The 26,626-nt window shown below is 46.1% G+C and carries 22 protein-coding genes; 9 read left to right on the top strand and 13 right to left on the bottom strand.

The window, feature by feature from the left end:
• Positions 1-56: 56 nt before the first annotated feature.
• From hemG to V1U08_RS21040, 3 genes are read right to left on the bottom strand one after another with little or no spacing between them, the layout of a single operon-like run.
• The gene (gene hemG / locus V1U08_RS21050; RefSeq protein ID WP_330471373.1) at positions 57-584 is read right to left on the bottom strand and encodes a menaquinone-dependent protoporphyrinogen IX dehydrogenase; all 528 of its coding nucleotides are present in this window, start codon (positions 582-584) and stop codon (positions 57-59) included.
• Between the two features lie 9 nt (positions 585-593).
• Positions 594-2,051 carry a TrkH family potassium uptake protein gene (locus V1U08_RS21045; RefSeq protein ID WP_014230441.1) on the bottom strand — a complete coding sequence of 486 codons (1,458 nt, stop codon included), beginning with the start codon at positions 2,049-2,051 and terminating at the stop codon, positions 594-596.
• 46 nt (positions 2,052-2,097) lie between these two features.
• On the bottom strand, positions 2,098-2,721 hold the full coding sequence (locus V1U08_RS21040; protein ID WP_014230440.1) for a YigZ family protein: 624 nt from the start codon (positions 2,719-2,721) through the stop codon (positions 2,098-2,100).
• A 272-nt stretch (positions 2,722-2,993) separates the two neighbouring features.
• Between V1U08_RS21040 and fadB the strand changes: the two genes are divergently transcribed.
• The 3 genes from fadB (at position 2,994) to acuI (ending at position 7,595) form a co-directional block, all read left to right on the top strand.
• Complete coding sequence (fadB, locus tag V1U08_RS21035) at positions 2,994-5,165, top strand: fatty acid oxidation complex subunit alpha FadB (protein WP_330471372.1); 2,172 nt, start codon at positions 2,994-2,996, stop codon at positions 5,163-5,165.
• Positions 5,166-5,180: 15 nt separating this feature from the next.
• Entirely contained in the window at positions 5,181-6,356 is a 1,176-nt protein-coding gene (gene fadA / locus V1U08_RS21030; RefSeq protein WP_330471371.1) for an acetyl-CoA C-acyltransferase FadA, read from the top strand.
• Between the two features lie 258 nt (positions 6,357-6,614).
• On the top strand, positions 6,615-7,595 hold the full coding sequence (gene acuI, locus V1U08_RS21025; RefSeq protein WP_330471370.1) for an acrylyl-CoA reductase (NADPH): 981 nt from the start codon (positions 6,615-6,617) through the stop codon (positions 7,593-7,595).
• Between the two features lie 55 nt (positions 7,596-7,650).
• Here the strand turns inward: acuI and V1U08_RS21020 are convergent, their stop codons facing one another.
• Both V1U08_RS21020 and V1U08_RS21015 read right to left on the bottom strand, forming a co-directional pair.
• The gene (locus V1U08_RS21020; protein ID WP_065303049.1) at positions 7,651-8,592 is read right to left on the bottom strand and encodes a LysR family transcriptional regulator; all 942 of its coding nucleotides are present in this window, start codon (positions 8,590-8,592) and stop codon (positions 7,651-7,653) included.
• Between the two features lie 165 nt (positions 8,593-8,757).
• A complete protein-coding gene (locus tag V1U08_RS21015; RefSeq protein WP_014230435.1) occupies positions 8,758-8,940 on the bottom strand; it encodes a hypothetical protein in 183 nt (60 codons plus the stop codon).
• A gap of 132 nt (positions 8,941-9,072) precedes the next feature.
• On the opposite strand from V1U08_RS21015, the gene tusA reads away from it, so the two are divergent.
• A complete protein-coding gene (gene tusA, locus V1U08_RS21010; RefSeq protein ID WP_014230434.1) occupies positions 9,073-9,321 on the top strand; it encodes a sulfurtransferase TusA in 249 nt (82 codons plus the stop codon).
• Positions 9,322-9,354: 33 nt separating this feature from the next.
• Here the strand turns inward: tusA and V1U08_RS21005 are convergent, their stop codons facing one another.
• Together V1U08_RS21005 and V1U08_RS21000 are read right to left on the bottom strand one after the other, a co-directional pair.
• Positions 9,355-9,615 carry a hypothetical protein gene (locus V1U08_RS21005; protein ID WP_020333584.1) on the bottom strand — a complete coding sequence of 87 codons (261 nt, stop codon included), beginning with the start codon at positions 9,613-9,615 and terminating at the stop codon, positions 9,355-9,357.
• 206 nt (positions 9,616-9,821) lie between these two features.
• Positions 9,822-10,376: a TMEM165/GDT1 family protein gene (locus V1U08_RS21000; RefSeq protein ID WP_014230432.1), complete on the bottom strand. Its 555-nt coding sequence runs from the start codon at positions 10,374-10,376 to the stop codon at positions 9,822-9,824.
• Positions 10,377-10,859: 483 nt separating this feature from the next.
• Here V1U08_RS21000 and glyQ point away from each other — a divergent pair, with 483 nt between their 5' ends.
• The 4 genes from glyQ to V1U08_RS20980 all read left to right on the top strand — a co-directional run bounded on the left by glyQ (position 10,860) and on the right by V1U08_RS20980 (position 17,657).
• Positions 10,860-11,780, top strand: a complete 921-nt coding sequence (gene glyQ, locus V1U08_RS20995; protein WP_239950283.1) for a glycine--tRNA ligase subunit alpha — start codon at positions 10,860-10,862, stop codon at positions 11,778-11,780.
• 14 nt (positions 11,781-11,794) lie between these two features.
• Positions 11,795-13,861, top strand: a complete 2,067-nt coding sequence (gene glyS, locus V1U08_RS20990; protein WP_330471369.1) for a glycine--tRNA ligase subunit beta — start codon at positions 11,795-11,797, stop codon at positions 13,859-13,861.
• Between the two features lie 231 nt (positions 13,862-14,092).
• A complete protein-coding gene (locus V1U08_RS20985; RefSeq protein ID WP_330471368.1) occupies positions 14,093-16,177 on the top strand; it encodes an alpha-amylase in 2,085 nt (694 codons plus the stop codon).
• A 226-nt stretch (positions 16,178-16,403) separates the two neighbouring features.
• The gene (locus V1U08_RS20980) at positions 16,404-17,657 is read left to right on the top strand and encodes a valine--pyruvate transaminase (RefSeq protein WP_020333580.1); all 1,254 of its coding nucleotides are present in this window, start codon (positions 16,404-16,406) and stop codon (positions 17,655-17,657) included.
• Positions 17,658-17,721: 64 nt separating this feature from the next.
• Here V1U08_RS20980 and V1U08_RS20975 read toward each other — a convergent pair whose 3' ends face one another.
• From V1U08_RS20975 to dnaA, 6 genes are all read right to left on the bottom strand, one after another.
• Positions 17,722-18,159 carry an Hsp20 family protein gene (locus tag V1U08_RS20975; protein WP_020333579.1) on the bottom strand — a complete coding sequence of 146 codons (438 nt, stop codon included), beginning with the start codon at positions 18,157-18,159 and terminating at the stop codon, positions 17,722-17,724.
• Between the two features lie 364 nt (positions 18,160-18,523).
• Entirely contained in the window at positions 18,524-18,760 is a 237-nt protein-coding gene (locus V1U08_RS20970; RefSeq protein WP_065298924.1) for a hypothetical protein, read from the bottom strand.
• Positions 18,761-19,256: 496 nt separating this feature from the next.
• Positions 19,257-21,674: a DNA topoisomerase (ATP-hydrolyzing) subunit B gene (gene gyrB, locus V1U08_RS20965; RefSeq protein ID WP_330471367.1), complete on the bottom strand. Its 2,418-nt coding sequence runs from the start codon at positions 21,672-21,674 to the stop codon at positions 19,257-19,259.
• 13 nt (positions 21,675-21,687) lie between these two features.
• The gene (gene recF / locus V1U08_RS20960) at positions 21,688-22,767 is read right to left on the bottom strand and encodes a DNA replication/repair protein RecF (protein WP_330471366.1); all 1,080 of its coding nucleotides are present in this window, start codon (positions 22,765-22,767) and stop codon (positions 21,688-21,690) included.
• A 9-nt stretch (positions 22,768-22,776) separates the two neighbouring features.
• Positions 22,777-23,877 carry a DNA polymerase III subunit beta gene (gene dnaN / locus V1U08_RS20955; protein WP_330471365.1) on the bottom strand — a complete coding sequence of 367 codons (1,101 nt, stop codon included), beginning with the start codon at positions 23,875-23,877 and terminating at the stop codon, positions 22,777-22,779.
• Positions 23,878-23,940: 63 nt separating this feature from the next.
• A complete protein-coding gene (gene dnaA / locus V1U08_RS20950; protein WP_014230422.1) occupies positions 23,941-25,347 on the bottom strand; it encodes a chromosomal replication initiator protein DnaA in 1,407 nt (468 codons plus the stop codon).
• Positions 25,348-25,772: 425 nt separating this feature from the next.
• On the opposite strand from dnaA, the gene V1U08_RS20945 reads away from it, so the two are divergent.
• Positions 25,773-26,519, top strand: coding sequence for an amino acid ABC transporter substrate-binding protein (locus V1U08_RS20945; protein ID WP_014230421.1), 747 nt, complete (start codon positions 25,773-25,775; stop codon positions 26,517-26,519).
• Positions 26,520-26,626: the final 107 nt, after the last annotated feature.

The raw sequence follows: 26,626 nt of genomic DNA, 5'->3' as shown, positions 1-26,626 counted from the left end.
ATTTTCTATCATTCGAATGAAATAGCATCAAAAACACTTAAAAGAGCACGTTATTTCTACAGTTCTTTGAATTTATCCGTGAAAAGAGTCACTTTTTCCCAGTTGGTGTATTCCACCTCTTTCGTTGTATCCGTTTCTCCATCCGTCATCGACATGATGAGCTTAATCATCATTTTGTCGAACCATCCGTAGCGCGGATAATAAAGGGCGCCAGCAAACACGCCTATTAACTCTGGTTTCCAAGGTGATTTCATCAAGAACTTACGAATATACGCACTGCCTTCTGGCGTATCTTTACCTTGGTCTTCTTTACGTGCCGTTAGGTTCACACAGAAGAAAGCGACTTTATGCTTTTCCAGTTGAGTAAGGTGGCGTTCAATAAATTGGTACAACTTCTTATTCAAATGCCCATAGCGAATAGAAGCCCCAACCAGCACTTTGTCATAGGGTTCGAAATTAATAGTGTCTACATTATGTAGATCCACTAAATCACAATCGAAGTCCGTTAGCTTCTCATCTATATAGTGGAAGATTTTTTTTGTTTGCCCTTCACGAGAAGAGTATAAGAACAATGCTTTTGCCACGATATCCCCTTAGCTACGCCAAAACGTTGGCGTGAGTAGAATGAGTAAGGTAAAGATTTCTAGACGACCAAACAACATGGACACGATCAGAACCCATTTTGCTTTGTCATTTACATCACCAAAATGAAGCGCCACTTCTCCAAGGCCCGGACCAAGGTTATTCAAAGTAGCGGCGACGGCAGAGAATGCACTCAGTTCATCCATTCCTGTTGCGATCAGTCCCAACATACACACAACAAACACCAACGCATACGCAGAGAAGAATCCCCAAACGGCATCAACGACTCGTTGTGGTAGTGCGCTACCACCAACTTTAATGGTGTAGACCGCGCGAGGGTGAACCAGACGCTTCAGCTCACGAGCACCTTGTAAGGTAAGCAGCAATATGCGAATTACTTTCATACCACCGCCTGTCGAACCAGCACATCCACCAATAAAAGATGAGAACAGCAGCAAGACGGGTAAGAACAATGGCCAATCCGCAAAGCCTGTTGTCGTAAAACCAGCCGTGGTTGAGATAGAGACCGTTTGGAAAAGCGCTTGGTCGAAAGCATCGTACGTGGACGTGTATGAGTGGTGCTTCAGTAGTAATAAGAAGCAAACAACAAAAAGTATCACCTGTATAAAGATGAATGCGCGAAACTCGGGATCTTTCCAATAGTATTTAGGATGTACCCCGCCGGACGAGAATGCCGCAAAGTGCAAAGTAAAGTTACACGCTGAGATCAGGAGAAATACGACGGTAATGAGGTTGATTGCGTAACTGTCGAAATACCCCATGCTTGCGTCATGCGTTGAGAAACCGCCAATCGCGATGGTAGAGAAACTATGGCTGATGGCGTCAAACGGTGTCATCCCTGCCAACCAAAATGCTGTCGCACATGCAATCGTCAGGCTCAAGTAGATATACCAAAGAGCTTTGGCTGTCTCAGCAATTCGCGGCGTCATTTTGGTGTCTTTTACCGGCCCCGGGATTTCAGCACGATACAACTGCATGCCACCGATACCTAGCACAGGCAAAATAGCCACTGCTAATACGATGATCCCCATTCCACCAAACCACTGGAGTAGCTGACGATAGAACAAGATCGCTTTGGGTAATTCATCCAGACCAACAATCACCGTCGCACCGGTGGTCGTCAAAGCGGAAAATGACTCAAAAAAAGCGTCCGTTACCGATATATTAGGATTATCAGCGATCAAAAAAGGTATGGAGCCCGCACTGCCCAATACGGTCCAGAATAAGACTACGATAAGGAAACCGTCACGCGCTTTTAGCTCATGCTTATGCCTACGGTTCGGAAACCAGCACACCGCCCCGCAAAACAGCAGAACAAAAAAGGTCGTGACAAAAGGCACACCAGCGCCATCTCGGTAAGTCAGCGCGACAAGCGCAGGCGCGAGCATTGTGACACTAAAAAGCGCGAGCAATAGCCCGACGATACGAATAATTGAACGAAATTGCATGGATTGATTGACTAGCGAAGCTGTCCCTGTCGCTTACTGTTTTTCATTATTTTCCGTCTAGTGGGGTAACAATTGCCTTCGCCCCACTTTTATTAATGATAGCTTGGGTAAATCCGCTCACTTCACGAAGCTCAATTTCTACCACCAGCACGACCTGATCGCTGTATTCAGCATCAACTTCAACCGCCCCAAACTGAGGCATAATAGACTGTGCGATAGGCATAAACCCATAGTCTAACGCTAGTCTGAGCTTTGTGGTTATTTTTTTCTCAATAGTTTGAAGCTGCCTGAGTGCTTGTTGTACACCACCACCATAGGCCTTCACTAAACCACCCGTGCCTAATTTGATGCCGCCTGAGTAACGGGTGACAACCGCCGTTATTTCTCCAACCCCTGAACCAGAGAGCTGCGCGAGAATAGGTTTGCCTGCCGTTCCAGACGGTTCGCCATCGTCACTGAAGCCCCACTTCATCGAGTCTTCTGGTCTTCCGGCGACAAATCCCCAGCAATTATGCCTCGCATCCGCGTGTTTTGTTTTTACTTGCTCCACAAACGCTTTCGCAGCATCGACACTTGGCGTATGGGCAAGATAAGTAATAAACACACTCTTTTTGATCTCTTCTTCAAATTGAGTCGGTTGTGCAGGAATCAAATAAGGCTGGTCATTCATAGAATTAGGTCGCTTGTCTCTTTGCCTGAAGTCTACCACGAGTGTGATTTACAAGTCGCATAAGATCTGGCCCAGCGCACAATGTTAAACACTTGTTTGAAAAATGTATTGAAATTAAACATCCACCGATCAAAACTAACATCAATGGTCAAGCCAGAATTAGAATAAAACACTTCCTCGATACCTATTTATCCGAAGCTATTTATACGAGGAAGGGCACCATTTTAATAGGTATACAGACAATCCCAGATTGTATGTCATGGAGATAGACAATGATTTACCAAGCCGAAACCCTACAGGTAAAGGAAATACAGGATGGCATTGCAGAGCTGAGTTTCTGCTCGCCAAAATCCGTAAATAAACTCGATTTAGCGACACTTGAGTCACTAGACAAAGCCCTTGATGCACTTATCGCACACCAAGGTCTGAAAGGCGTAATGCTGACTTCAGATAAAGATGCGTTCATTGTAGGTGCAGACATTACTGAATTCTTAGGCCTGTTTGCTAAGACTGATGAAGAACTGGATCAGTGGCTACAATTCGCCAACAGCATCTTCAACAAACTTGAAGACCTTCCAGTACCAACCATCTCTGTCATCAAGGGCCACGCTCTTGGTGGTGGCTGCGAGTGTGTATTGGCAACAGACATGCGCATCGGTGACAAAACCACCAGCATCGGCCTGCCAGAAACGAAACTTGGAATCATGCCAGGTTTTGGGGGCTGTGTACGTCTACCTCGTGTTATCGGTGCTGATAACGCGATGGAAATCATTACACAAGGTAAAGCGCTCCGTGCTGATGAAGCACTAAAACTTGGCCTGTTAGATGCGGTTGTCGATTCAGACTCTCTGCATGCATCCGCTCTGCAAACACTAACATCGGCAATCAACGAAAAACTTGATTGGCAAGCTCGCCGCAAACAAAAGACATCACCACTAACGCTAAGCAAGCTAGAGTCGATGATGAGCTTCACCATGGCAAAAGGCCTGGTGGCACAAAAAGCGGGCCCACACTACCCAGCACCAATCACATCAGTCCTTACTATTGAAGAAGGCGCTGGATTTGCACGTAATGAAGCGCTGGATGTTGAACGTAAGCACTTCGTTAAACTGGCAAAATCAGAAGAAGCGAAATCATTGGTTGGTCTGTTCCTTAGTGATCAGTACATTAAAGGCATCGCTAAAAAAGCGGCAAAATCAGCAAACAAAGACACTAAACGTGCTGCTGTACTTGGCGCAGGTATCATGGGTGGCGGTATCGCTTACCAATCTGCACTGAAAGGTGTGCCTGTACTGATGAAAGACATCGCTCAGGCATCTCTAGATTTGGGCATGAACGAAGCGTCTAAACTGCTGAATAAGCGTCTTGCGACGGGTCGTCTTGACGGCTTCAAGATGGCGGGCATCCTCGCGTCTATTACTCCAAGCTTGCACTACGCTGGCATCGAAAACTCAGATGTGATTGTCGAAGCCGTGGTTGAGAACCCGAAAGTAAAAGCGGCGGTACTTAGCGAAATCGAACAAAACGTGGGCGAAGATACGGTTATCACGTCGAACACATCGACCATTCCAATCAACGTACTGGCTCAGTCACTACAACGCCCAGAAAACTTCTGTGGTATGCACTTCTTTAACCCTGTGCATCGCATGCCTTTGGTTGAGATAATCCGCGGTGAAAAAACGTCAGATGAAACCATCAACCGTGTTGTGGCTTACGCAGCGAAAATGGGTAAATCACCAATCGTCGTTAATGACTGCCCTGGTTTCTTCGTAAACCGCGTACTGTTCCCGTACTTTGGTGGTTTCAGCATGCTGCTTCGTGACGGCGCTGACTTCACTCAAATCGACAAAATCATGGAACGCAAGTTTGGTTGGCCAATGGGTCCAGCATACTTGCTTGACGTTGTAGGTATCGATACCGCTCACCACGCACAAGCCGTCATGGCTGAAGGCTTCCCAGAGCGTATGGGCAAGCAAGGTCGCGATGCGATTGATACTTTGTTTGAAGCCAACAAGTTTGGCCAGAAAAATGGCAGCGGCTTCTACAGCTATTCAGTTGATAAGAAAGGCAAACCGAAGAAGACCTTCTCTGAAGAAATCTTGCCACTATTAGCTGACGTATGTGCAGATAAACGTGACTTCGACGAGCAAACCATCATCCAACGTATGATGATTCCTATGATCAACGAAGTGGTGCTGTGTCTACAGGAAGGCATTATCGCGACACCACAAGAAGCGGACATGGCTCTGGTTTACGGTCTGGGCTTCCCTCCATTCCGCGGCGGTGTATTCCGCTACCTAGACAGCGTTGGTATTGCTGAATACATCGAAACAGCAAAACAACACGCTGAACTAGGCGCGATGTACCAAGTACCGCAAATGCTGATTGATATGGCAGCCAAAGGCGAGACCTTCTACGGCGCACAACAGCAAGGCTCTATCTAAGGAGGGATTCCCAAAATGACTAATCAAACAAGAAATGTTGTCGTAGTAGATTGTCTACGTACCCCAATGGGTCGCTCTAAAGGTGGCGCTTTCCGTAATACTCGTGCTGAAGACCTATCAGCACAACTGATGAAAGGCATTCTGGCGCGTAACCCACAAGTTAACCCAAGTGAGATCGAAGACATCTACTGGGGCTGTGTACAACAAACACTAGAACAAGGCTTTAACGTTGCCCGTAACGCAGCACTACTGGCTGGTCTGCCAATTGAAATTAGTGCGGTTACCGTCAACCGTCTGTGTGGTTCATCTATGCAGGCACTACATGACGGTACACGTGCCATTATGACAGGCGACGCAGAGATCTGTCTGATCGGTGGTGTTGAGCACATGGGTCACGTACCAATGAACCACGGTGTGGATTTTCACCCAGGCATGGCAAAGAACGTAGCTAAAGCGGCTGGCATGATGGGCTTAACGGCTGAAATGCTGGGCAAACTACACGGTATCAGCCGTGAACAACAGGATGACTTTGCGGCACGCTCTCATGCTCGCGCTCATGCAGCCACCGTGGAAGGCCGTTTTAAAAACGAAATCCTGCCAATCGAAGGTCACGCGGCAGATGGCACTCTCTTCACTCTGGATTACGATGAAGTTATCCGTCCAGAAACGTCAGTCGAAGGCCTGTCTCAGCTTCGTCCGGTATTCGACCCGGCAAATGGTACTGTGACGGCAGGTACGTCTTCTGCTCTGTCAGATGGTGCATCAGCAATGCTGATCATGAGTGAAGAAAAAGCCAACGAGCTTGGTCTGAAGATTCGCGCGCGTATCAAGGGCATGGCGGTTGCAGGCTGCGATCCGTCAATCATGGGTTACGGTCCGGTACCAGCAACACAAAAAGCGCTAAAACGTGCAGGCCTGTCTATCGAAGATATGGACGTAGTCGAGCTAAACGAAGCGTTCGCAGCACAGTCACTACCATGTGCGAAAGACCTGGGTCTGCTTGATGTGATGGACGAAAAAGTGAACCTGAATGGTGGCGCAATTGCTCTCGGTCACCCACTAGGCTGTTCTGGCTCTCGTATCTCTACGACGCTGATCAACCTAATGGAAGCAAAAGACGCGAAATACGGCCTTGCGACCATGTGTATCGGTCTTGGTCAGGGTATCGCGACTGTATTTGAAAGACCTTAGGTCTTTGAACTACAGAGTGATCCACTCGGCATCCTGATGAAATGCACCGATGCTAAAGTCATTTAGTATTAGACTTAAGGGCGACATGTTGTGTCGCCCTTTATTTTTAAGTTTTTATAAGAGATCTATGCACTAAACGCATAGATTAAATGATGAACTTTCATTTTATTCATAACTAAACAAGACATACACTTAGAGGCAGTTAATATCTTGCTGCTGTGGCATCCCAGCCACACTACCGCACACTCGGAGAACCTCATGTTTAATGCTCTAGTTCTAAACCAAGAAGACAAACGTACTATCGCCAACATCGAACAAATTGATGAAACCCAACTCCCTGAAGGTGACGTCCTGATTGACGTTGACTACTCATCGTTAAACTACAAAGACGGTTTGGCGATTACGGGAAAAGGTAAAATCATCCGTAACTTCCCAATGGTTCCAGGCATTGACCTGGCTGGTACCGTGGTGAGATCTGAAGATGGACGCTACCAGGCTGGCGACAAAGTGGTACTAACAGGCTGGGGCGTAGGTGAGAATCACTGGGGTGGTATGGCGCAACGTGCTCGCTTGAAAGCCGATTGGTTAGTACCGCTACCAAAAGGTCTAGACAGCAAAAAAGCAATGATGGTCGGTACCGCTGGCTTTACCGCAATGCTGTGTGTTCAAGCGCTGCTTGATGCTGATATCAAACCAGAAGCAGGCGAAATCCTTGTTACTGGCGCAAGTGGTGGCGTGGGCTCAGTCGCGGTCGCATTGTTGGCTCAACTGGGTTACAAAGTCGCAGCCGTTACTGGTCGCGTAAAACAAAACGGTCCACTGCTAGAAAAGCTGGGCGCTAGTCGCATCATCGACCGCGTTGAGTTTGAAGAACCAGCTCGTCCACTTGAGAAACAAATCTGGGCAGGTGCAGTTGATACTGTCGGCAGCAAAGTGCTGGCAAAAGTACTGGCACAAATGGATTACAACAGCGCAGTCGCAGCATGTGGCCTGGCTGGTGGCTTTGATCTACCAACAACTGTGATGCCATTTATCCTACGTAACGTGCGCCTACAAGGTGTGGACTCAGTTATGTGCCCAACTGAAAAACGTATCGCCGCATGGGAAAAGCTGGTTGAGCTATTACCTGATAGCTACTTTGAGCAAGCTTGTACCGAAGTCGAACTTGCAGAAGCTCCGAAGTACGCTGAAGACATCACTAATGGCCAGGTTACTGGTCGTGTGGTTATCAAGCTTTAAGATCAAAAGTCACAAATTAGACAGACTAAGAGCCGGCATTGCTGGCTCTTTTTGATCAACCTAATCCCATGTCTTCGATGCGCTTGGCAATCAAACGTCCGCACTCCTCTTTCACAATCCCTCTCAGCCATTCTTGCGCAGGTGAATGCTCACAACGCGCATGCCAGATCATCGAGTAATCAAACGGAGTAAATTCAAACGGCAGAGGTTTCACCATCAGGTCATAACGCTCCGCTACCAAATACGCTAAATCTGCCGGAACGGTGATAATGATTGGCAAGGTATCAACAATCGCCAATGCCGCTTCCAGGTGATAAGCACGCAGCACCATTTTACGTTGTGGCTTATCAATCAGAGCTTGTTCAATCAGCGCATTTACCCCATCACTGATTGCAATCATTGCATGTGGATGCCCCAAATAATCTTCGAGATTCATCTCTTTATCTGCCAGCGGGTGCTGCTTCGACAATAAACACAACACACCAACCCGGCCTAATATTTCACTACGCAATGGCTCAATGGGACCGGTCGGTCGGCAAATGGCGAGATCGGCGCCTTCATAAGTAAGTTGATCAGACAGCCTATCGTGCTGCAATGGCAGGAAGTTAAACGACACATTGGGCGCTTCCTGATAAATACGCGGCAAGGCAAAAGGCAAGATGGTCTGCATGGCGTAGTCTGTCGTGGCGATAGTAAAAGTCTGGTCGCATTGCAGTGGATCAAACTCAATAGGTGAAAGCAATTGGCGCAGCGACTCTAACGGCTCTCCCAGAGAACGATCAATTTCCAGAGCCTTTTGCGTCGGAATCAAGTGCTGCCCCTGACGAGTAAAAAGAGGATCGCCTAATAAGTCACGTAGTCGCCCAAGTACTCGACTCATCGCCGACTGGCTTAAATTCAAACGGGTTGCTGCCTTACTAACACTGCTTTCTTCTATAAGAACACGTAATGCGACTAGTAAATTGAGGTCTCGGCGATAAATGTCTTCTAATTCCACAATGACCATATATTATGAATGGGTTTAGATAAATTGTACTCTTCAGGCAAAAAAAATCCCGCCTTTCAGCGGGGAAGCCCAAGAAAAAATGGGGATAGTGTCGGAATGAAGTGTTGGTAAAAAGAAGATGGCAAAATCAATGTATCTTGATTGAGTTAAGCAAAATTAATTTTCTTGCTCGGATGCATCTGACCATTTATGCATCTCAATCCAAATACCCAAAATCGTTGCAATCACGCCTACTAAAGGCATCAGTGAGGTTTCAGCTGGAGTTCTGAGCACTAACGCACAGAACGAAATAAAGCACAGCACAGAATATATCGTTAGTCTGTCTAAAGCTGTCAGCATCGCCTCTCCTCACCACTTGTTACCAATTTGTTAATTTAAGGTAAAGCAAAAATAACACTTTGCCAAGTGGTTATTGAATATTTTTTCCACGAACGTAAAATTCAACGCTAAGTTAGCTACGAGAGTCACACTATGAGCTTTAATCCTGAACTGGCAACCAAGACGTTAGAAGCAGAGGGACTGCGCTGCCCAGAGCCAGTGATGATGGTCAGGAAGACAATTCGCAACATGCAAGATGGTGAAATTTTGCTGGTGAAAGCGGACGATCCATCGACGACTCGAGATATTCCGAGTTTCTGCCGATTTATGGATCATCAGTTGATAGCGGCACAAACAGAGCAGTTGCCCTATCAATACCTGATAAAGAAAGGTTTGGAATAATCAAAAACGGCAGCCTATCTGGCTGCCGTTTACTTATTCATCGTATTCTAATGTGCGTATTTCTGACTGTAGCTTATTGAGCTGTTTCTTCATCGCCCGCATTTCTTCATGCATCGGTATGATGTGTGCAACCCGAATCCATGCTTCTACCGTTAACCCGGTGAGTATGAAAGTTCCCGCTACAATCGGTAACCACATATCGGTTAGCACCAATGCCAACAAGCACAGTACCAAACCAAAAGTGAATAAATAACTCTGACTCTTTGGGGTCATCCCCATGTAACGTGTAAGCATAAACTTGCCCTCTCGCTATCATTCACAGCACTAAACTACCATGACAAGTATGACACTAATATGCCACTCGTCACGCTATTGAACGAATTTATGCCAGAGTTTGAAGTAAGCCACGAATTCACTAGTTATTGATAATTCGCTCCATTTTCAACGACGTTTCGGGGCAAAGTAACGCTAAGCCGTTAGCTTTACCCACATAGGTGAAATTAGAAGAATGCCGCACCAATCGCCAATAAGACGAACAAAAAGGCGGTCACTTTACGGATAAGATCCAATGGCATTTTATCCGCAGATAACTTACCGATCAGAACCACAGGCACATTCGCCAGTAACATACCTATCGTCGTACCTAATACCACCCAACTCAAGGCATCGGCATACTGCGCGCCCAGAATAGAGGTTGCTATTTGGGTTTTGTCTCCAATCTCAGCAACAAAAAAGGCAATAAAACTGGCAATGAACGGGCCGCGGTTGGAGATCTCTTCATCGTCATCGAGTTTATCCGGAATCAGAATCCAGGCCGCCATGGCAACAAAACTGACCACCAGCACCCATTTTAAAACTTCAGGAGAAAGATAATCGGCTACAACGACACCTAACCATGCAGCTAAAGCGTGGTTAGCAATAGTGGCTAAAAAGATGGCTGCAATAATAGGAACCGGTTTACGGTATCGACTAGCAAGTAACAACGAAAGCAATTGGGTCTTATCGCCAATTTCTGCTAACGCGACAGTAGTAATTGAAATAGCTAAAACGCTCACGACATGCTCTTTGGGGCAGGGATTATAATATTTAACCATAGACAAACCTCACGCCCCACCCCGGTTCGTGATGATTTGTCTAAGGTCTTGCTAAACTCGAAAGGCTTCGAGTCTCGAGCGCCATGGTGATTTTGCACCAATTATGTTGACGAACGAACCGGATGAAATAGAAACTCCATCGGGTAAGCTACTCCCCAAAGACAGGCGCAATTCTAGCCAACCTTGTAGCGCATCTCAAGCACCAAATCAGACGAAAACTCCCTTTTAAGAAAAATACGGTAGATAACTCGGTAAAAATCCATTAAAGGAGAAAATTGCCCACGAATTAATCAAGATTAGCTCTACTCCCATGCTCAATATCTGGGTATACTAGATTGTTAATTTATTCAACCGTAATTACTCCTTATCGCCCTTGTTAGAGTTGTAAAACTCGGCATAGACGGCGAATTAACGAGTAACAAGAGAATCGCGCGAACCTGACTTATGCAAAAATACGATATCAAAACCTTCCAGGGAATGATCCTCGCGCTGCAGGATTATTGGGCTCAAAATGGTTGTACCATTGTTCAACCACTAGATATGGAAGTTGGTGCGGGTACCTCTCACCCAATGACTTGTCTACGAGCGATTGGCCCAGAGCCAATGTCGACAGCTTATGTACAACCTTCACGTCGTCCTACTGATGGCCGTTATGGTGAAAACCCTAACCGTCTTCAGCACTACTACCAATTCCAAGTAGCGCTAAAACCATCGCCAGACAATATCCAAGAGTTGTACCTTGGTTCCCTTGAAGTTCTTGGTATTGACCCACTTGTACACGACATCCGTTTCGTAGAAGACAACTGGGAAAACCCAACACTAGGCGCATGGGGTCTAGGCTGGGAAGTATGGCTAAACGGCATGGAAGTAACTCAGTTTACTTACTTCCAACAAGTTGGTGGCCTTGAGTGTAAACCAGTAACTGGCGAGATCACTTACGGTATCGAACGTCTTGCAATGTACATCCAAGAAGTAGATTCAGTTTACGACCTGGTTTGGAACATTGCGCCAGACGGCAGCAAAGTTACTTATGGTGATATCTTCCACCAAAACGAAGTGGAACAATCAACTTACAACTTCGAACACGCTGACGTTGATTTCCTATTCGGCTTCTTTGAACAGTGTGAGAAAGAGTGTCAAGAGCTCGTTACACTTGAAAAGCCTCTTCCACTTCCTGCTTACGAGCGCATCCTGAAAGCTGGCCACGCGTTCAACCTGCTAGATGCACGCAAGGCGATCTCAGTAACTGAGCGTCAACGCTACATCCTACGCATCCGTAACCTGACTAAGTCAGTAGCAGAAGCATACTACGCATCACGTGAAGCGCTTGGCTTCCCAATGTGTAAAAAAGAAGATAACGCGTAAGGGGTCGATCTAACATGGCAAAAGAATTTCTAATCGAGCTGGGTACAGAAGAGCTACCACCAACGCAACTTCGTACTCTGGCTGAAGCATTCGCAGCAAACTTTGAAGCTGAACTGGCAAGTGCAGAACTTGCTCATGAAGGCATCAAGTGGTATGCAGCACCTCGCCGTCTGGCACTTAAAGTAGCAGCATTGGCAGAAAGCCAATCTGACAAAGTCGTTGAAAAACGCGGCCCTGCGGTTTCTGCAGCATTTGATGCTGCCGGTAACCCAACCAAAGCAGCTCAAGGCTGGGCTCGTGGTTGTGGCATTACGGTTGACCAAGCGGATCGTATGGTAACAGACAAAGGTGAATGGCTACTGTTCAAACAAGAAGTGAAAGGTCAGCCAGCATCTGAGATCATCGTTGAACTAGCAGCAAAAGCACTAGCAAACCTACCTATCGCAAAACCAATGCGCTGGGGTAACAAGACGACTCAATTTATTCGTCCGGTTAAAACGCTAACGATGCTAATGGGCAGCGACCTAATCGAAGGTGAAATCCTTGGCGTCGCTTCTGCACGCACCATTCGCGGTCACCGCTTCATGGGTGAGCAAGAATTCACTATCGACTCTGCTGAGCAATACCCTGCGATTCTTGAAGAACGCGGTAAAGTAATGGCGGATTACGAAGCTCGTAAAGCTATCATCCTAGCTGACGCCAAAAAAGCGGCAGCAGCGGTTGGCGGTATCGCTGATCTAGAAGATGACCTAGTAGAAGAAGTGACCTCTCTGGTTGAATGGCCAGTAGTACTAACAGCGAAATTCGAAGAAGAATTCCTGAAAGTGCCTTCTGAAGCATTGGTTTACACCATGAAAGGTGACCAGAAGTACTTCCCTGTCTACTCTGAAGACAAGAAACTACTGCCTAACTTCATCTTCGTATCAAACATTGAGTCGAAAGAACCTCGCCACGTTATCGAAGGTAACGAGAAAGTTGTACGTCCTCGTCTAGCTGATGCCGAGTTCTTCTTCAACACTGACCGTAAGCGTCCACTGATTGACCGTCTTCCTGAGCTAGAAAACGCGATTTTCCAGAAGCAACTGGGCACAATCAAAGACAAAACCGATCGTATCACAGCGCTTTCTGGCTACATCGCGAAACAAATTGGTGCCGATGTTGAGAAGTCGACTCGCGCAGGCTTGTTGGCGAAGTGTGACCTAATGACCTCAATGGTATTCGAGTTTACGGATACTCAAGGTGTAATGGGTATGCATTACGCAACTCACGATGGTGAAGATGAGCAAGTAGCACTAGCCCTATACGAGCAATACATGCCGCGTTTCGCTGGTGATGTACTGCCAAGCACTGCGATTTCTTCTGCAGTGGCAATGGCTGACAAGCTGGACACTATCGTTGGTATCTTCGGTATTGGCCAAGCACCTAAAGGCAGCGACCCATTTGCACTTCGTCGTGCTTCTCTGGGCGTACTGCGTATCATCGTTGAAAACGGCTACAACCTAGACCTTCTAGACCTTATCCGTGAAGCAAAAGTACAGTTTGGCTCAAAACTGACTAACGACAACGTTGAGCAAGATGTCATCGAGTTCATGCTTGGTCGTTTCAATGCATGGTATAAAGATGAAGGTTTCAGTGTCGATATTATTCAAGCTGTACTGGCGCGTCGCCCGACTAAACCAGCTGATTTCGACCAACGCGTGAAAGCGGTATCTCACTTCCGTGAGCTAGAAGCAGCAGAATCTTTAGCAGCAGCGAACAAACGTGTAGGTAACATCCTAGCGAAATTCGATGGCGAACTAGCAGAAGAGATCGACTTGTCTCTTCTACAAGAAGATGCAGAAAAAGCGTTAGCAGAAAGCGTTGAAGTGATGACTGAAGCACTTGAGCCAGCTTTTGCAACAGGTAACTACCAAAAAGCCCTAAGCAAACTTGCTGACCTTCGTGAGCCAGTGGATGCGTTCTTCGACAACGTAATGGTAATGGCAGACGACGAAGCACTTAAGAAAAACCGTCTGACCCTTCTGAACAATCTGCGTAACTTGTTCCTACAGATCGCAGACATCTCGCTTCTGCAAAAATAAGTAACCGAAACTGAGTTACTGACTGAAAAAGAAGTCACAAAATAACCAAAAGGGAAGCAGATGCTTCCCTTTTTTGTTGGACAAAAGACGAGGTTAGAGAAAAATATTACTCATTTTGTGAACAGGACAAAAATTTGTAGGGTGAGAGAGGTTTAACTTGTTGGTGCATCACTCGGATTGTAGAGGCTTCTTTTTGTTATAAAAGATCTGTTTATTCGGGGGAAGGACACAATGAAAAAAACAATTCTCGCACTCTCTATTAGTCTGCTTAGTGCCTGCAGCCAAATTCCAGAAAATGCCATCGTATTAAGCGTCGGTGATGACAAAGCCATGTTCGAACAAAACGATCAAGGATTACTCGTCGCAGAACAGAAACTGGATAAAGGCAATTACACCTTTACGATTGCCGACAGCAAACAAAGCTGTGGCAGTAGCTTCGCTCTGGCAGAAGAAAGCCGCATCAAATTCAACACACCATTAAAAATGGATAACTGTGCAACGGATGCCACTATGCCGCTGCGCATTTTCAAAGCCAATACCTACCAATTTACGCTCAACCCAACGACCAATGAGCTGACGGTTAAGATCAAACCAAGACAGTCTCAGGTAACCAGCTTCACCTGCCCTGTCGCGACCGATACGGCTAAAACCATCAATGTCGCGGAAACCTTTAGTGATGGGACTTTGGTTCGAGATGCACTGACTGGACAAGAGACAACCGTAACCGATGGTGCTGTCACCCTTCAGCCAGGCCCAATGAGTCAGGGGCTGCTACTGCTAGAGGAAGTTGAACAACAAGCGAATAAACCATTCAGCTGGGATAACGCCACCGTTTATTTCGTCATGACCGACCGTTTTTACAATGGTAATCCAAACAACGACAACAGCTATGGCCGCAGTAAAGACGGTAAATACGAAATCGGCACCTTCCACGGTGGAGACTTGGCGGGTCTGACCAAAAAGCTCGACTACATTGAATCTCTCGGTGTTAACGCGATTTGGATAACCTCACCGCTAGAGCAAATTCACGGCTGGGTCGGCGGCGGTGACAAAGGCGATTTCAAACACTACGGCTATCACGGCTACTACCACCAAGACTGGACTAAGCTTGATGCCAATATGGGCACCGAAGATGAGCTGCGAACCTTCATCGATACCGCACATAAGAAAGGCATTCGCATCATTTGGGATGTCGTGATGAATCACACTGGCTACGCAACACTGGCCGATATGCAGGAGTTTGGCTTTGGTCAACTTTACCTTGATGACCAAGAAGCGAAACAAGTACTGGGTGAAAAATGGACCGACTGGCAGCCAAAATCGGGGCAGAGTTGGCATAGCTTCAACGACTACGTCAAATACAGCGATAACGAAGCGTGGGAAAAATGGTGGGGCAAAGCGTGGATTCGTACCGACATCGGTAATTACGATGCGCCGGGATACAACGACATTAGCATGTCTCTTAACTACTTACCGGATCTGAAAACCGAGTCGACTCAGAAAACCGGTTTGCCAAACTTCTTCCACAACAAAGATACCGGCGCACGTGATGAACAAAAGACGCCGCGCGAACATCTGATCACCTGGCTATCCGATTGGGTCCGCGATTATGGCGTTGATGGCTTCCGTGTCGATACCGCCAAACATGTAGAAATGGATGCGTGGTCAGAATTGAAAGCCAGTACCACACAAGCTCTTGCTGAATGGAAACAAAACAACCCAGAGAAAGCGCTGGACGATTTACCATTCTGGATGACCGGAGAAGTCTGGGCACACAGCGTGGTGAAGAGCCCGTACTTCGATAACGGATTCGATTCGATAATTAATTTCGAATTCCAGTCAGATGTCGCACCAAAAGCGCTGAAATGCTTTGCCAACCTCGACAGTGATTACCGACGCTATGCAGAGCAAATCAACAACGATCCCGAGTTCAATGTGTTAAGTTACCTTTCTTCTCATGACACTCAGCTGTTCTGGTCTGCACGTAGCCGCAGCTTCGATGATCAGGCACGCGCAGCAAATGCGTTAATGTTGACGCCGGGTGCGGTTCAAATCTATTACGGTGATGAGATTGCCCGTGACTTCGGTCATACCGGTTCAGATACTCATCAGGGAACCCGCTCCGACATGCCATGGGATAAGATTCATGGCGAACGTGAAGACTTACTGCAGCACTGGCAAAAACTGGGCGAATTCCGTAAGCGTCACCCAGCCGTTGCTCAAGGTAAGCACGTTACACGTAATCAGGAAGGCTACTACGCGTTCGAGCGCCAATATCAGGATGACAAGGTGCTTATTGTCTACACTGGCGAATAGCACATCCATCTCTCCACCAGCAAGGGAAGCGTAGGCTTCCCTTTTTATTGCTCTTTTCGCTTTATAATCCATTCATCTGGTCTGAACAGACACTTTTTTCTTCTTCGAGTGAATTCACACTTTGCGTCGTAATAACATTAGGGTAAGGTCAAGTATTACACTATAAGCTGATGTTCAGTCAGCAAGATTACACAAAGCAATCACAATGAATTAGGTATAAGTAAACATGCAGTACTCAAAGTTTGGCGAAAAATTTAATCAGTATTCAGGTATCACACAGTTAATGGATGATTTAAATGATGGTCTGCGCACACCAGGTGCCATCATGCTCGGTGGAGGTAACCCTGCCGCCATTCCTGCCATGCTCGATTACTTTCACCAAGCCAGTGAGGAAATGCTCGCCAGCGGAGAACTCATCGCCGCGCTCACCAACTATGATGGCCCCCAAGGTAAAGATGCGTTTATCAAAGCGCTGGCAAAACTGTTTCGTGAAACCTACGGTTGGGACATCAGTGAGAAGAACATCAGTCTGACCAATGGCAGCCAAAGTGGTTTCTTCTACCTATTTAATTTACTCGCCGGCCAACAGCCTGACGGTTCACACAAAAAAGTGCTGTTGCCAATCGCACCAGAGTACATTGGCTACGGCGATGCCGGTATTGATGAAGATATTTTCGTCTCTTACCACCCGGAGATCGAGTTGCTCGACAATGGTTTGTTTAAGTATCACGTTGATTTTGAACAACTGAAAGTTGATGACTCTGTCGCGGCTATCTGTGCTTCTCGCCCAACCAACCCAACAGGCAACGTGCTAACGGATGAAGAAGTCCGCAAGCTGGATAAACTCGCGCGTGAAAACAACATTCCGTTGATCATTGATAACGCTTACGGTTTGCCGTTCCCGAACATCATTTTTGAAGATGTTGAACCATTCTGGAATGACAATACGATCCTGTGTATGAGTCTGTCCAAACTTGGCTTACCGGGTGTGCGCTGCGGTATCGTAATTGCCAACGAAGCGATTACCCAGGCTTTGACCAATATGAATGGCATTATCAGTCTGGCTCCAGGTAGTGTCGGTCCTGCGCTGGCCAACCATATCATTGGTAATGGCGACCTGCTTAGATTGAGTTCGGATGTGATTAAGCCTTATTACAAGCAGAAATCTCTACGTGCGGTAGAACTTCTACAGCAAGCGATCACCGACCCACGTTTTCGTATTCACAAACCTGAAGGCGCTATCTTTTTATGGCTATGGTTTGACGAACTACCAATCACCACTATGGAACTGTACCAACGCCTGAAAGATCGTGGAGTGCTGATTGTACCGGGTGAATACTTCTTTATCGGTCAGGAAGATGAATGGGATCATGCGCATCAATGTCTGCGTATGAACTACGTTCAGGATGACGAGATGATGCAGAAAGGTATCGCAATTATCGCTGAAGAAGTTGAAAAGGCTTACCAAGAAGGTAAATAAAAAAACAAACTAAAAGAGCGCCAACTGGCGCTCTTTCTCACTCTATGTGCAAACTACTTGCTGATTAGTTGTTTTCTAGCAAGTTATTGCCGCCGATAGCAATTTTACGTGGTTGCATCGCTTCTGGAATTTCACGAACCAAATCAATGTGTAGCAGGCCGTTTTCCATTGATGCGCCAATTACTTTTACGTAGTCAGCAAGCTGGAACTTACGTTCAAAGTCGCGCTCTGCAATACCTTGGTAAACGTAGTTTTTACCTTCTTCCGCTTTACGCTCACCCTTCACTATCAACATGTTTTCATTTTGAGTCAGATCGAGCTGTTCTTCAGCAAATCCTGCAACCGCCATTGTAATACGGTAGTTATGCTCGTCTTTTTGCTCAATGTTATATGGAGGGTAACCGCCAGAAGAGTTTTTCGCAGAGCTTGCTTCCATCAGGTTAAACAGACGGTCAAAGCCAATTGCATTACGGTATAGTGGTGAGAAATCTACATTACGCATAAAATCTATCCTCTTAATCAAGCAATAGTCTTAGCTCAGATGACACTCATCTAATTGGCGTGTTTATGCAAAAACCAGCGCCGAGCTAAGGGATCCAAATCATTCCGCCAGTGAAAACGCTTTTCACCGAGACATGACAGGAATCATTAAGTTAAGTTGTGTGCTAAAACAAAGCATCCTCTTTTGAGCGATCTTGTTTTAGCGGTTGCAGAGGGCTGTTCTTCTAGTCTCTAGCAAGTCAGCTAACCTCTTCAATTCTAGATATAAGGTCTGAAAATACGCTTTCAAGGGATAATAAGAAAAAAATTTAGGGTATTAGAACAACACCCTTAAGTTCTTAGTGCTTGGCTTAGGCGAGACTCACTTATTTCTTATTTGGCGTAGTTGTCGAAGCTAAAGTTTCACTTTTACTCCCACTTTCGCTTTTTTCTCCCAACATATCTGGAGTCACACCTTGTTTTTCAATGCATTCTTGTTTTGTCATCCACCCTATAAAGACATCTTTATCGTGTGCGAGACACGGAAGTTTGGCTTCAAAGCTATTCGCATTTGAGTATGTGGATAAAAGCAATGAAATTAAAAGAGGTAAAGTTCTGTACACTTTATTTTTACCTAGTTAGTGATGAAGTCATGCACCTAAGCGTGACTTGAAGAGATAGAAAAATTCATTGTTCAATTGCGCTCCGTAATTTACGGATAATGATTTTTATTGTTGGAATAGTTTTAATCAGTCAATTTAGTGATATTGGTTCATACTTTCACAGATAAAACTAACTGATAAGTAAGATAATTCTGACATTCGACGAGGTTCTTATTCTTGATGTTTTTCTAATAAAAAAACAAACCACGTTAGCGTCGAGTCGCGAAGAGCCAGTCTTTAAAGCGACAGGAGTTGAATGATTGATTATCTGCGGTAGAGAGTCGGTCTGATGGAAAGGAAGAGATAAACAGACAGGTTTAAAGCTCGATGAGCCAGATAGTACAGCTGGGATAATTGGGTTACAGCAACGGTAAAGTTAGCTGAAACTAAAAAGACCTGATTCCGATATATTACCGAAATCAGGTCTTAATAAACGTTTAATTAGAAACGCTTTCGACTACACGTCTAGGTTAGCAACCTTCAGTGCGTTCTCTTCAATGAAGTTACGACGTGGCTCAACCTGATCACCCATCAATGTTGTGAACAACTGGTCTGCACCAACAGCATCTTCGATGGTTACTTGCATCATACGGCGCGTCTCTGGGTCCATTGTGGTTTCCCAAAGCTGATCTGGGTTCATCTCACCCAGACCTTTGTAGCGCTGACGGCTTAGACCACGCATAGACTCTTTAACCAGCCACGCTAGTGCTTCTGCAAAGCTTGAAATTGCCAGAGTACGCTCACCACGCTTAATGTAAGCACCTTCTTCGATCAGGCCATCAAGCTCTTCAGATAGATCCGCCAACTTGCTGTATTCTTTCGAATTCAGGAAGTCGATGCTTAGTGCATGCTCATGTGTCACACCATGAGTACGTACGATAATCTTAGGTAGGCTCAGACCAAGCTCTGCGTGCTGTTCAACCTCAAAGCTGTATTGGCTCGCGCCCACTTCTTTTGCATTAAGCTGCTCAACAAGCTGCTTAGTCCACGCTTCAACAGCTGCTGCATCGTGACATTGTTCTGGTGTCAAACGCGGCGTGTAAATCAGCTCATGCATCAAAGCGTTAGGGTATCGGCGGCTCATACGATCAGCTAGCTTAATGCCAGCATTGTATTGCTGTACCAGTTTCTCCAACGATTCACCCGCAAGAGCTGGCGCTTCTGCGTTAACGTGTAGTGACGCGTTGTCCAGTGCCAATGATACCTGGTATTGGTTCATCGCTTCTTCATCTTTGATGTACTGCTCTTGTTTGCCTTTTTTCACTTTGTATAGTGGTGGCTGAGCGATGTACACGTAGCCACGCTCGATAAGCTCTGGCATTTGACGGTAGAAGAAAGTCAACAGTAGCGTACGGATGTGCGAACCATCGACGTCGGCATCGGTCATGATGATGATGTTGTGGTAACGCAGTTTGTCCGGGTTGTATTCGTCACGCCCAATACCACAACCTAGCGCTGTGATAAGCGTCGCTACTTCTTGTGAAGAAAGCATCTTGTCGAAACGTGCTTTCTCTACGTTCAGGATCTTACCTTTCAGCGGCAGGATAGCCTGGTTCTTACGGTTACGACCCTGCTTAGCACTACCGCCAGCAGAGTCACCCTCCACAATGTATAGTTCAGAGAGTGCCGGATCTTTTTCCTGACAGTCAGCAAGTTTGCCTGGAAGGCCTGCTAGGTCTAACGCACCTTTACGACGAGTCATTTCACGAGCTTTACGCGCGGCTTCACGAGCACGTGCTGCATCGATGATTTTAGAACAAACCATCTTCGCTTCACTCGGGTTTTCAACTAAGAATTCTGAAAGCTTTTCACCCATCGCCGACTCAACTGCTGATTTCACTTCTGATGACACCAGTTTGTCTTTGGTTTGGCTTGAGAATTTTGGATCAGGCACTTTTACAGAAACAACAGCTGTCAGACCTTCACGTGCGTCATCGCCTGAGGTTGCTGTTTTCGCTTTCTTAGAGAAACCTTCTTTATCCATGAAAGTGTTCAGTGTACGCGTCAGCGCAGCACGGAAACCAGCTAGGTGAGTACCACCATCACGCTGTGGAATGTTGTTAGTAAAACAGAAGATGTTCTCTTGGAAGCCATCGTTCCATTGCATTGCAACTTCTACTGAAATGCCGTCTTCACGTTCAAAGTTGAAGTGGAAGATTTTCTCGATGATTGGCGTTTTGTTGGTATTTAAGTGCTGAACAAATGCCTGAATACCACCTTCGTACATGAAGTGGTCATGCTTATCTTCTTCACGCTCATCTGACAGCTTGATAGAAACGCCAGAGTTCAGGAACGATAGTTCACGCAGACGTTTAGCTAGAATGTCGTAATGGAATTCTGTGTTAGTGAAAGTCTCACTACTTGGCCAGAAGCGAATTTGTGTACCGGTTTTATTCGTATCACCAACAACCGCTAGAGGAGCCTGAGGCTCACCGTGACGGTAGGTTTGAGTATGGATATGGCCACCACGGTGAATGGTCAGTTCAACCTTTTCAGACAGTGCGTTTACTACCGAAACACCTACACCGTGCAGACCACCCGATACTTTGTATGAGTTATCATCGAACTTACCACCAGCGTGAAGTACCGTCATGATAACTTCGGCTGCTGATACTTTTTCTTCTGGGTGCATTTCTGTTGGAATGCCACGACCATCGTCGCTAACGGAAACCGAGTTATCCTCATGAATTGTCACAACGATGTCTTTACAGTGACCTGCCAACGCTTCATCAATTGAGTTATCCACCACCTCGAAAACCATGTGGTGCAGGCCGGTCCCGTCGTCCGTATCGCCGATGTACATACCTGGACGCTTACGTACCGCATCCAGACCCTTCAGTACCTTAATACTCGATGAATCGTAATTTTCAGACATGAGTTTCTCTCTTCTAGTTTGACTCTATCCTGCCATGTTCCACATGAAACAATTTTCCATTCTCGTCCAACATGTCGGCGATTTGGTTTTCAGTGATAGAGCTTACAAATACTTGTGCGCCCGTCTCTTTCAAGCAGTCAGCAAGACGCTTGCGACGTTGGCTATCTAATTCCGACGCAAAGTCGTCAATTAGGTAAATGCATTGTTTACCGGTCATCTCTGTCAGGTGCTGCCCTTGCGCTACTCGCAATGCACAAACCATGAGTTTTAATTGACCGCGTGAAAGAACATCCTCAACAGGTGTTCCGTTCACTTTAATGCGCAAATCAGCTTTATTTGGGCCACTAAAGGTGTACCCCAATGCCTGATCACGCTCGAAATTCTTTTCCAGTATATCTTGGTACGGAGTGTCTTTATCCCAACCTCGATAATACTTTAATTGGATCTCAAATTCTGGCAAAAATGTCTGACAGATCGTTTCTGCGACGCTTTTCATCTGTTCGATGTACAACGCGCGCCACTGGCTGATGTTTTCAGCCAAACGTGCCATTTCCTGATCCCAGTAACTGAGCTCTCGGTAACTAGTGGCTGTTTTTAATAACGCGTTTCTCTGCTTATTGAGACGCTTAAAACGACCCCACGCATCATAAAAAGCGGGTTCAGTATGGAACACACCCCAATCGATAAATGCGCGCCGATGTTTAGGGCCATCAGTAAGTAAATCAAACCCTTCCGTATGTATCAACTGCAGTGGTAATACTTGTGCCAACTGAGCGAGTTTTTGCCCGGATTGACCGCCTATTTTAACCTCTGTTGAACCATTGCGCTGCTTATTAATGCCGATTGGTAGCTCAAATTGATCAGAGTTCAAAAAACGCCCGTGAACAAACAGTTCATCACACTCATTTTGAATCACTCGGCCAGTCAGAGAGCTTTTGAACGAGCGACCATGTCCAAGTAAATAGACCGCTTCCAGAACACTGGTTTTACCGCTGCCATTAGGCCCGATAAGAAAGTTAAAGCCTGTTGATAACTGAATATCACAGGCTTTAATGTTTCGAAATTGCTGAATAATAAGGCGAGAAAGAGGCATTCTGTTCGCTTATAGACGGATTGGCATCACCACATACATGGCACTGTCATCGTCGGCGTTTTCAATCAGCGCACTTGCGTTCGCGTCCGACATCGACACTCGCACGTTTTCACAACGTATCGTATTCAGCACATCCAGTACGTAGCTGACGTTGAAGCCGATTTCGATCGGTTCGCCATCAAAGCTCACGTCCAGCATTTCTTCAGCTTCTTCTTGCTCTGGGTTGTTGGCAGTAATGCGCATTTCCGTATCCGCGAGATTTACTCGCACGCCACGGAATTTTTCATTGGATAAAATCGCAGCACGTGAAAATGCCTGGCGCAACTCATCACAGCTTGCGATTAACGTTTTGTTAGTGCTTTGCGGCAATACGCGGCGGTAGTCAGGGAAACGACCATCAACCAGCTTAGAAGTGAAGATAAAGTTGTTCACTTCAGCACGTACATTAGAGTTACCAATTTGCAATACGACCGGTTGCTCTGGAGCATCCATTAACTTAACGAGTTCCTGGACACCTTTACGTGGCACAATAATTTGCTTTTGTGCAAAGTCCGCACCCAATTCAGTTTGAGACACCGCCATACGGTGACCATCGGTCGCGACACTGCGCAATGTCGTGCCATCAATTTCAAACAACATACCGTTGAGGTAGTAACGAACGTCCTGGTTCGCCATCGAGAACTGGGTTTTGTCGATCAGTGTGCGCAGATCAGCCTGGCTCAGTGAGACTTCTACTTCACTTTGCCAGTCTTCAATGTTTGGAAAATCGTTCGCAGGTAGCGTCGCCAATGAGAAACGACTGCGGCCAGAGCGAACTTGTACGCGATCGCCTTCTAATACGAAGGTAATGATCGCATCGTCAGGTAAACCGCGGCAGATGTCGAGAAACTTACGCGAAGGAACGGTAATGCTGCCCGCTTCAAAATCCCCTTCCAGAGTCACTTTGCTCACCAATTCCACTTCCAAATCGGTCGCGGTCATTGAAAGCACGTTCTCTTCTACTTTAAGTAGTAAGTTACCCAGAATAGGCAGGGTTGGTCGGCCACCTAAAGCACCCGAGACCTGTTGTAGCGGTTTGATTAAATGACTACGTTCAATAGTAAATTTCATGCTTGGCTCTTTACGCTGTCAGCTCAATAAATGATTTGCTTAGAATACCGTTATTCTAACCGATTAAGAGGACAGGGTGCGAATCAAGTTAGAGTAATCTTCTTTAATATCGTGGCTCTCTTCACGCAGCTGCTCAATCTTGCGACATGCATGCAGTACCGTGGTGTGGTCGCGACCACCAAACGCATCGCCAATTTCTGGCAAGCTGTGGTTAGTCAGTTCTTTCGCCAATGCCATCGCCAGCTGACGAGGACGAGCGACTGAACGAGAACGACGCTTAGACAGTAGATCCGCCACTTTAATTTTGTAGTATTCCGCAACGGTCTTTTGAATATTATCGATAGTCACCAGTTTTTCTTGCAGAGCCAGTAGATCGCGCAGTGCTTCACGTACAAAATCAATCGTAATTGGTCGACCAGTAAAGTTCGCATTGGCGATAACTCGGTTTAGTGCACCTTCTAGTTCACGAACGTTTGAACGCAAGCGCTTAGCAATAAAGAATGCCACTTCGTCAGCCAGGTGAATTTGGTGATCTTCGGCCTTCTTCATCAAAATCGCTACGCGCGTTTCCAGCTCAGGTGGTTCGATCGCAACCGTCAGACCCCAACCGAAACGAGATTTCAGGCGATCTTCTACCCCACTGATCTCTTTTGGATAACGATCAGAAGTCAGGATGATCTGTTGGTTGCCTTCCAATAACGCGTTGAAGGTATGAAAGAATTCTTCCTGCGAGCGCTCTTTATTGGCAAAGAACTGGATATCATCGATAAGAAGTGCGTCAACACTGCGGTAGTAACGTTTGAACTCTTCAATCGCGTTATTTTGCAGCGCTTTTACCATATCTTGTACGAAACGCTCAGAGTGCATGTACACCACTTTCGCGTTCGGGTTGTTATCCACAATCGCATTACCCACCGCGTGGAGCAAGTGAGTTTTACCCAGACCAGTCCCACCATAAAGGAACAATGGGTTGTACGCTGCGCCCGGGTTATCCGATACCTGACGTGCCGCAGCCAAACCTAACTGGTTCGATTTACCTTCGACAAAGTTGTTGAACTTATGTTTTGGGTTCACGTTAGAGCGGTGATTGATGTCTGCGATCGCTTGTGCGTCATCATCCCACGTTTTATGAACCGGTTTACGAGCCTGTAATTGTGCTGGCGCTGAAGATTCAGCGGCAACATCCGCAGGCGTGCGCGTCGGCGCAGGTTTAGGTGCTGAAACAGGACGACTACCCACTTCAAAACGTAAGTTAGGGATGTCGTTACCGCAATATTGCTGCAGTAAGCGTGTAATACTGTTCAGATACTTATCACGCACCCAATCCAACACAAAACGGTTTGGTGCGAATAGAGTGAGCGTATTGTCATTGAGCTCCGCTTGTAGCGGACGAACCCACATACTGAATTCTGTTGCTGGTAGCTCTTCTTGAAGCTGCTGCAAGCATTGCAGCCAAAGCGAAGATGACACGGCGCCCCCACTGAGTAGTTGAATTATCGGAAAAGACTGGCAATTTTACCTGTTGATAACCAAGATCGCCAGCAATTGATCGACGATCCAGTGAATAAGATCGAAGTTATTCACAATTATTTCGTCAAACATAGTGAGATCAACACACCTTGCCCCAAATTTGCCCACATAACGATCCACAATTGGGCAAAAATGGCCAGATCATGTGATTGGTGATAACTCTGTGTATTGTTTTATTTCCGGCAGGGATTTTTTGATCTCCAGTCATCGATGAGATCGTTTTTGTTAGTAGTTTGTAAAAATGTAATTATGATAGATTAGACAAATAACTTATTACACTACGGTCTAGATTATTGCACTTGGTTATTATTTAATTGAGTTATTTAACAGTAGTATATCTGACCATAAAATTGTGGAGATTTATGATGAAAAACTGGATTAAGGTTGCTGTGGCGGCTATTGCACTATCTGCGGCGACTGTTCAAGCAGCAACAGAAGTAAAAGTTGGCATGTCAGGCCGCTACTTCCCATTCACTTTTGTAAAGCAAGATAAGCTACAAGGCTTTGAAGTGGATATGTGGGATGAGATTGGTAAGCGCAATGATTACAAGATCGAATACGTCACTGCGAACTTTTCTGGTTTGTTTGGTCTGTTAGAAACGGGGCGAATCGATACGATCTCAAACCAGATCACCATGACAGAAGAACGTAAGGCAAAATACCTGTTTGCTGACCCATACGTGGTTGACGGTGCACAAATCACAGTACGTAAAGGCAACGACAGCATCAAAGGCATCGATGATCTGGCTGGCAAAACCGTAGCAGTAAACCTAGGTTCGAACTTTGAGCAGCTTCTTCGTAAGTACGATAAAGACGGCAAAATCAACATCAAGACATACGATACCGGTATCGAGCACGATGTTGCTTTAGGTCGTTCTGACGCTTTTGTTATGGATCGTCTGTCAGCACTAGAGCTGATCAAGAAAACCGGTCTTCCACTAGAATTAGCTGGCGAACCATTTGAAACCATTCAAAACGCCTGGCCGTTCGTAAACAACGAAAAAGGTCAAAAGCTACAAGCTGAAGTTAACAAAGCACTTGCAGAAATGCGTGCAGACGGTACGGTTGAGAAGATTTCCGTGAAGTGGTTTGGTGCCGACATTACCAAATAAAACACTTTGAAATATAAGGTGCGGAGAGATACCCTCCTCACCTCTATAAATTTACGTGAAGGTGGAACATAGTTTTCCACCTTTTCTTTTCTCTAGCGTTCAGGTAT

The sequence above is a fragment of the Vibrio sp. YYF0003 genome, from assembly GCF_036350715.1.
In the GTDB taxonomy this organism is placed as follows: domain Bacteria; phylum Pseudomonadota; class Gammaproteobacteria; order Enterobacterales; family Vibrionaceae; genus Vibrio; species Vibrio natriegens.
Note: the sequence above shows the minus strand (reverse complement) of the source record. Positions and strands in the feature narration are given on the sequence as shown.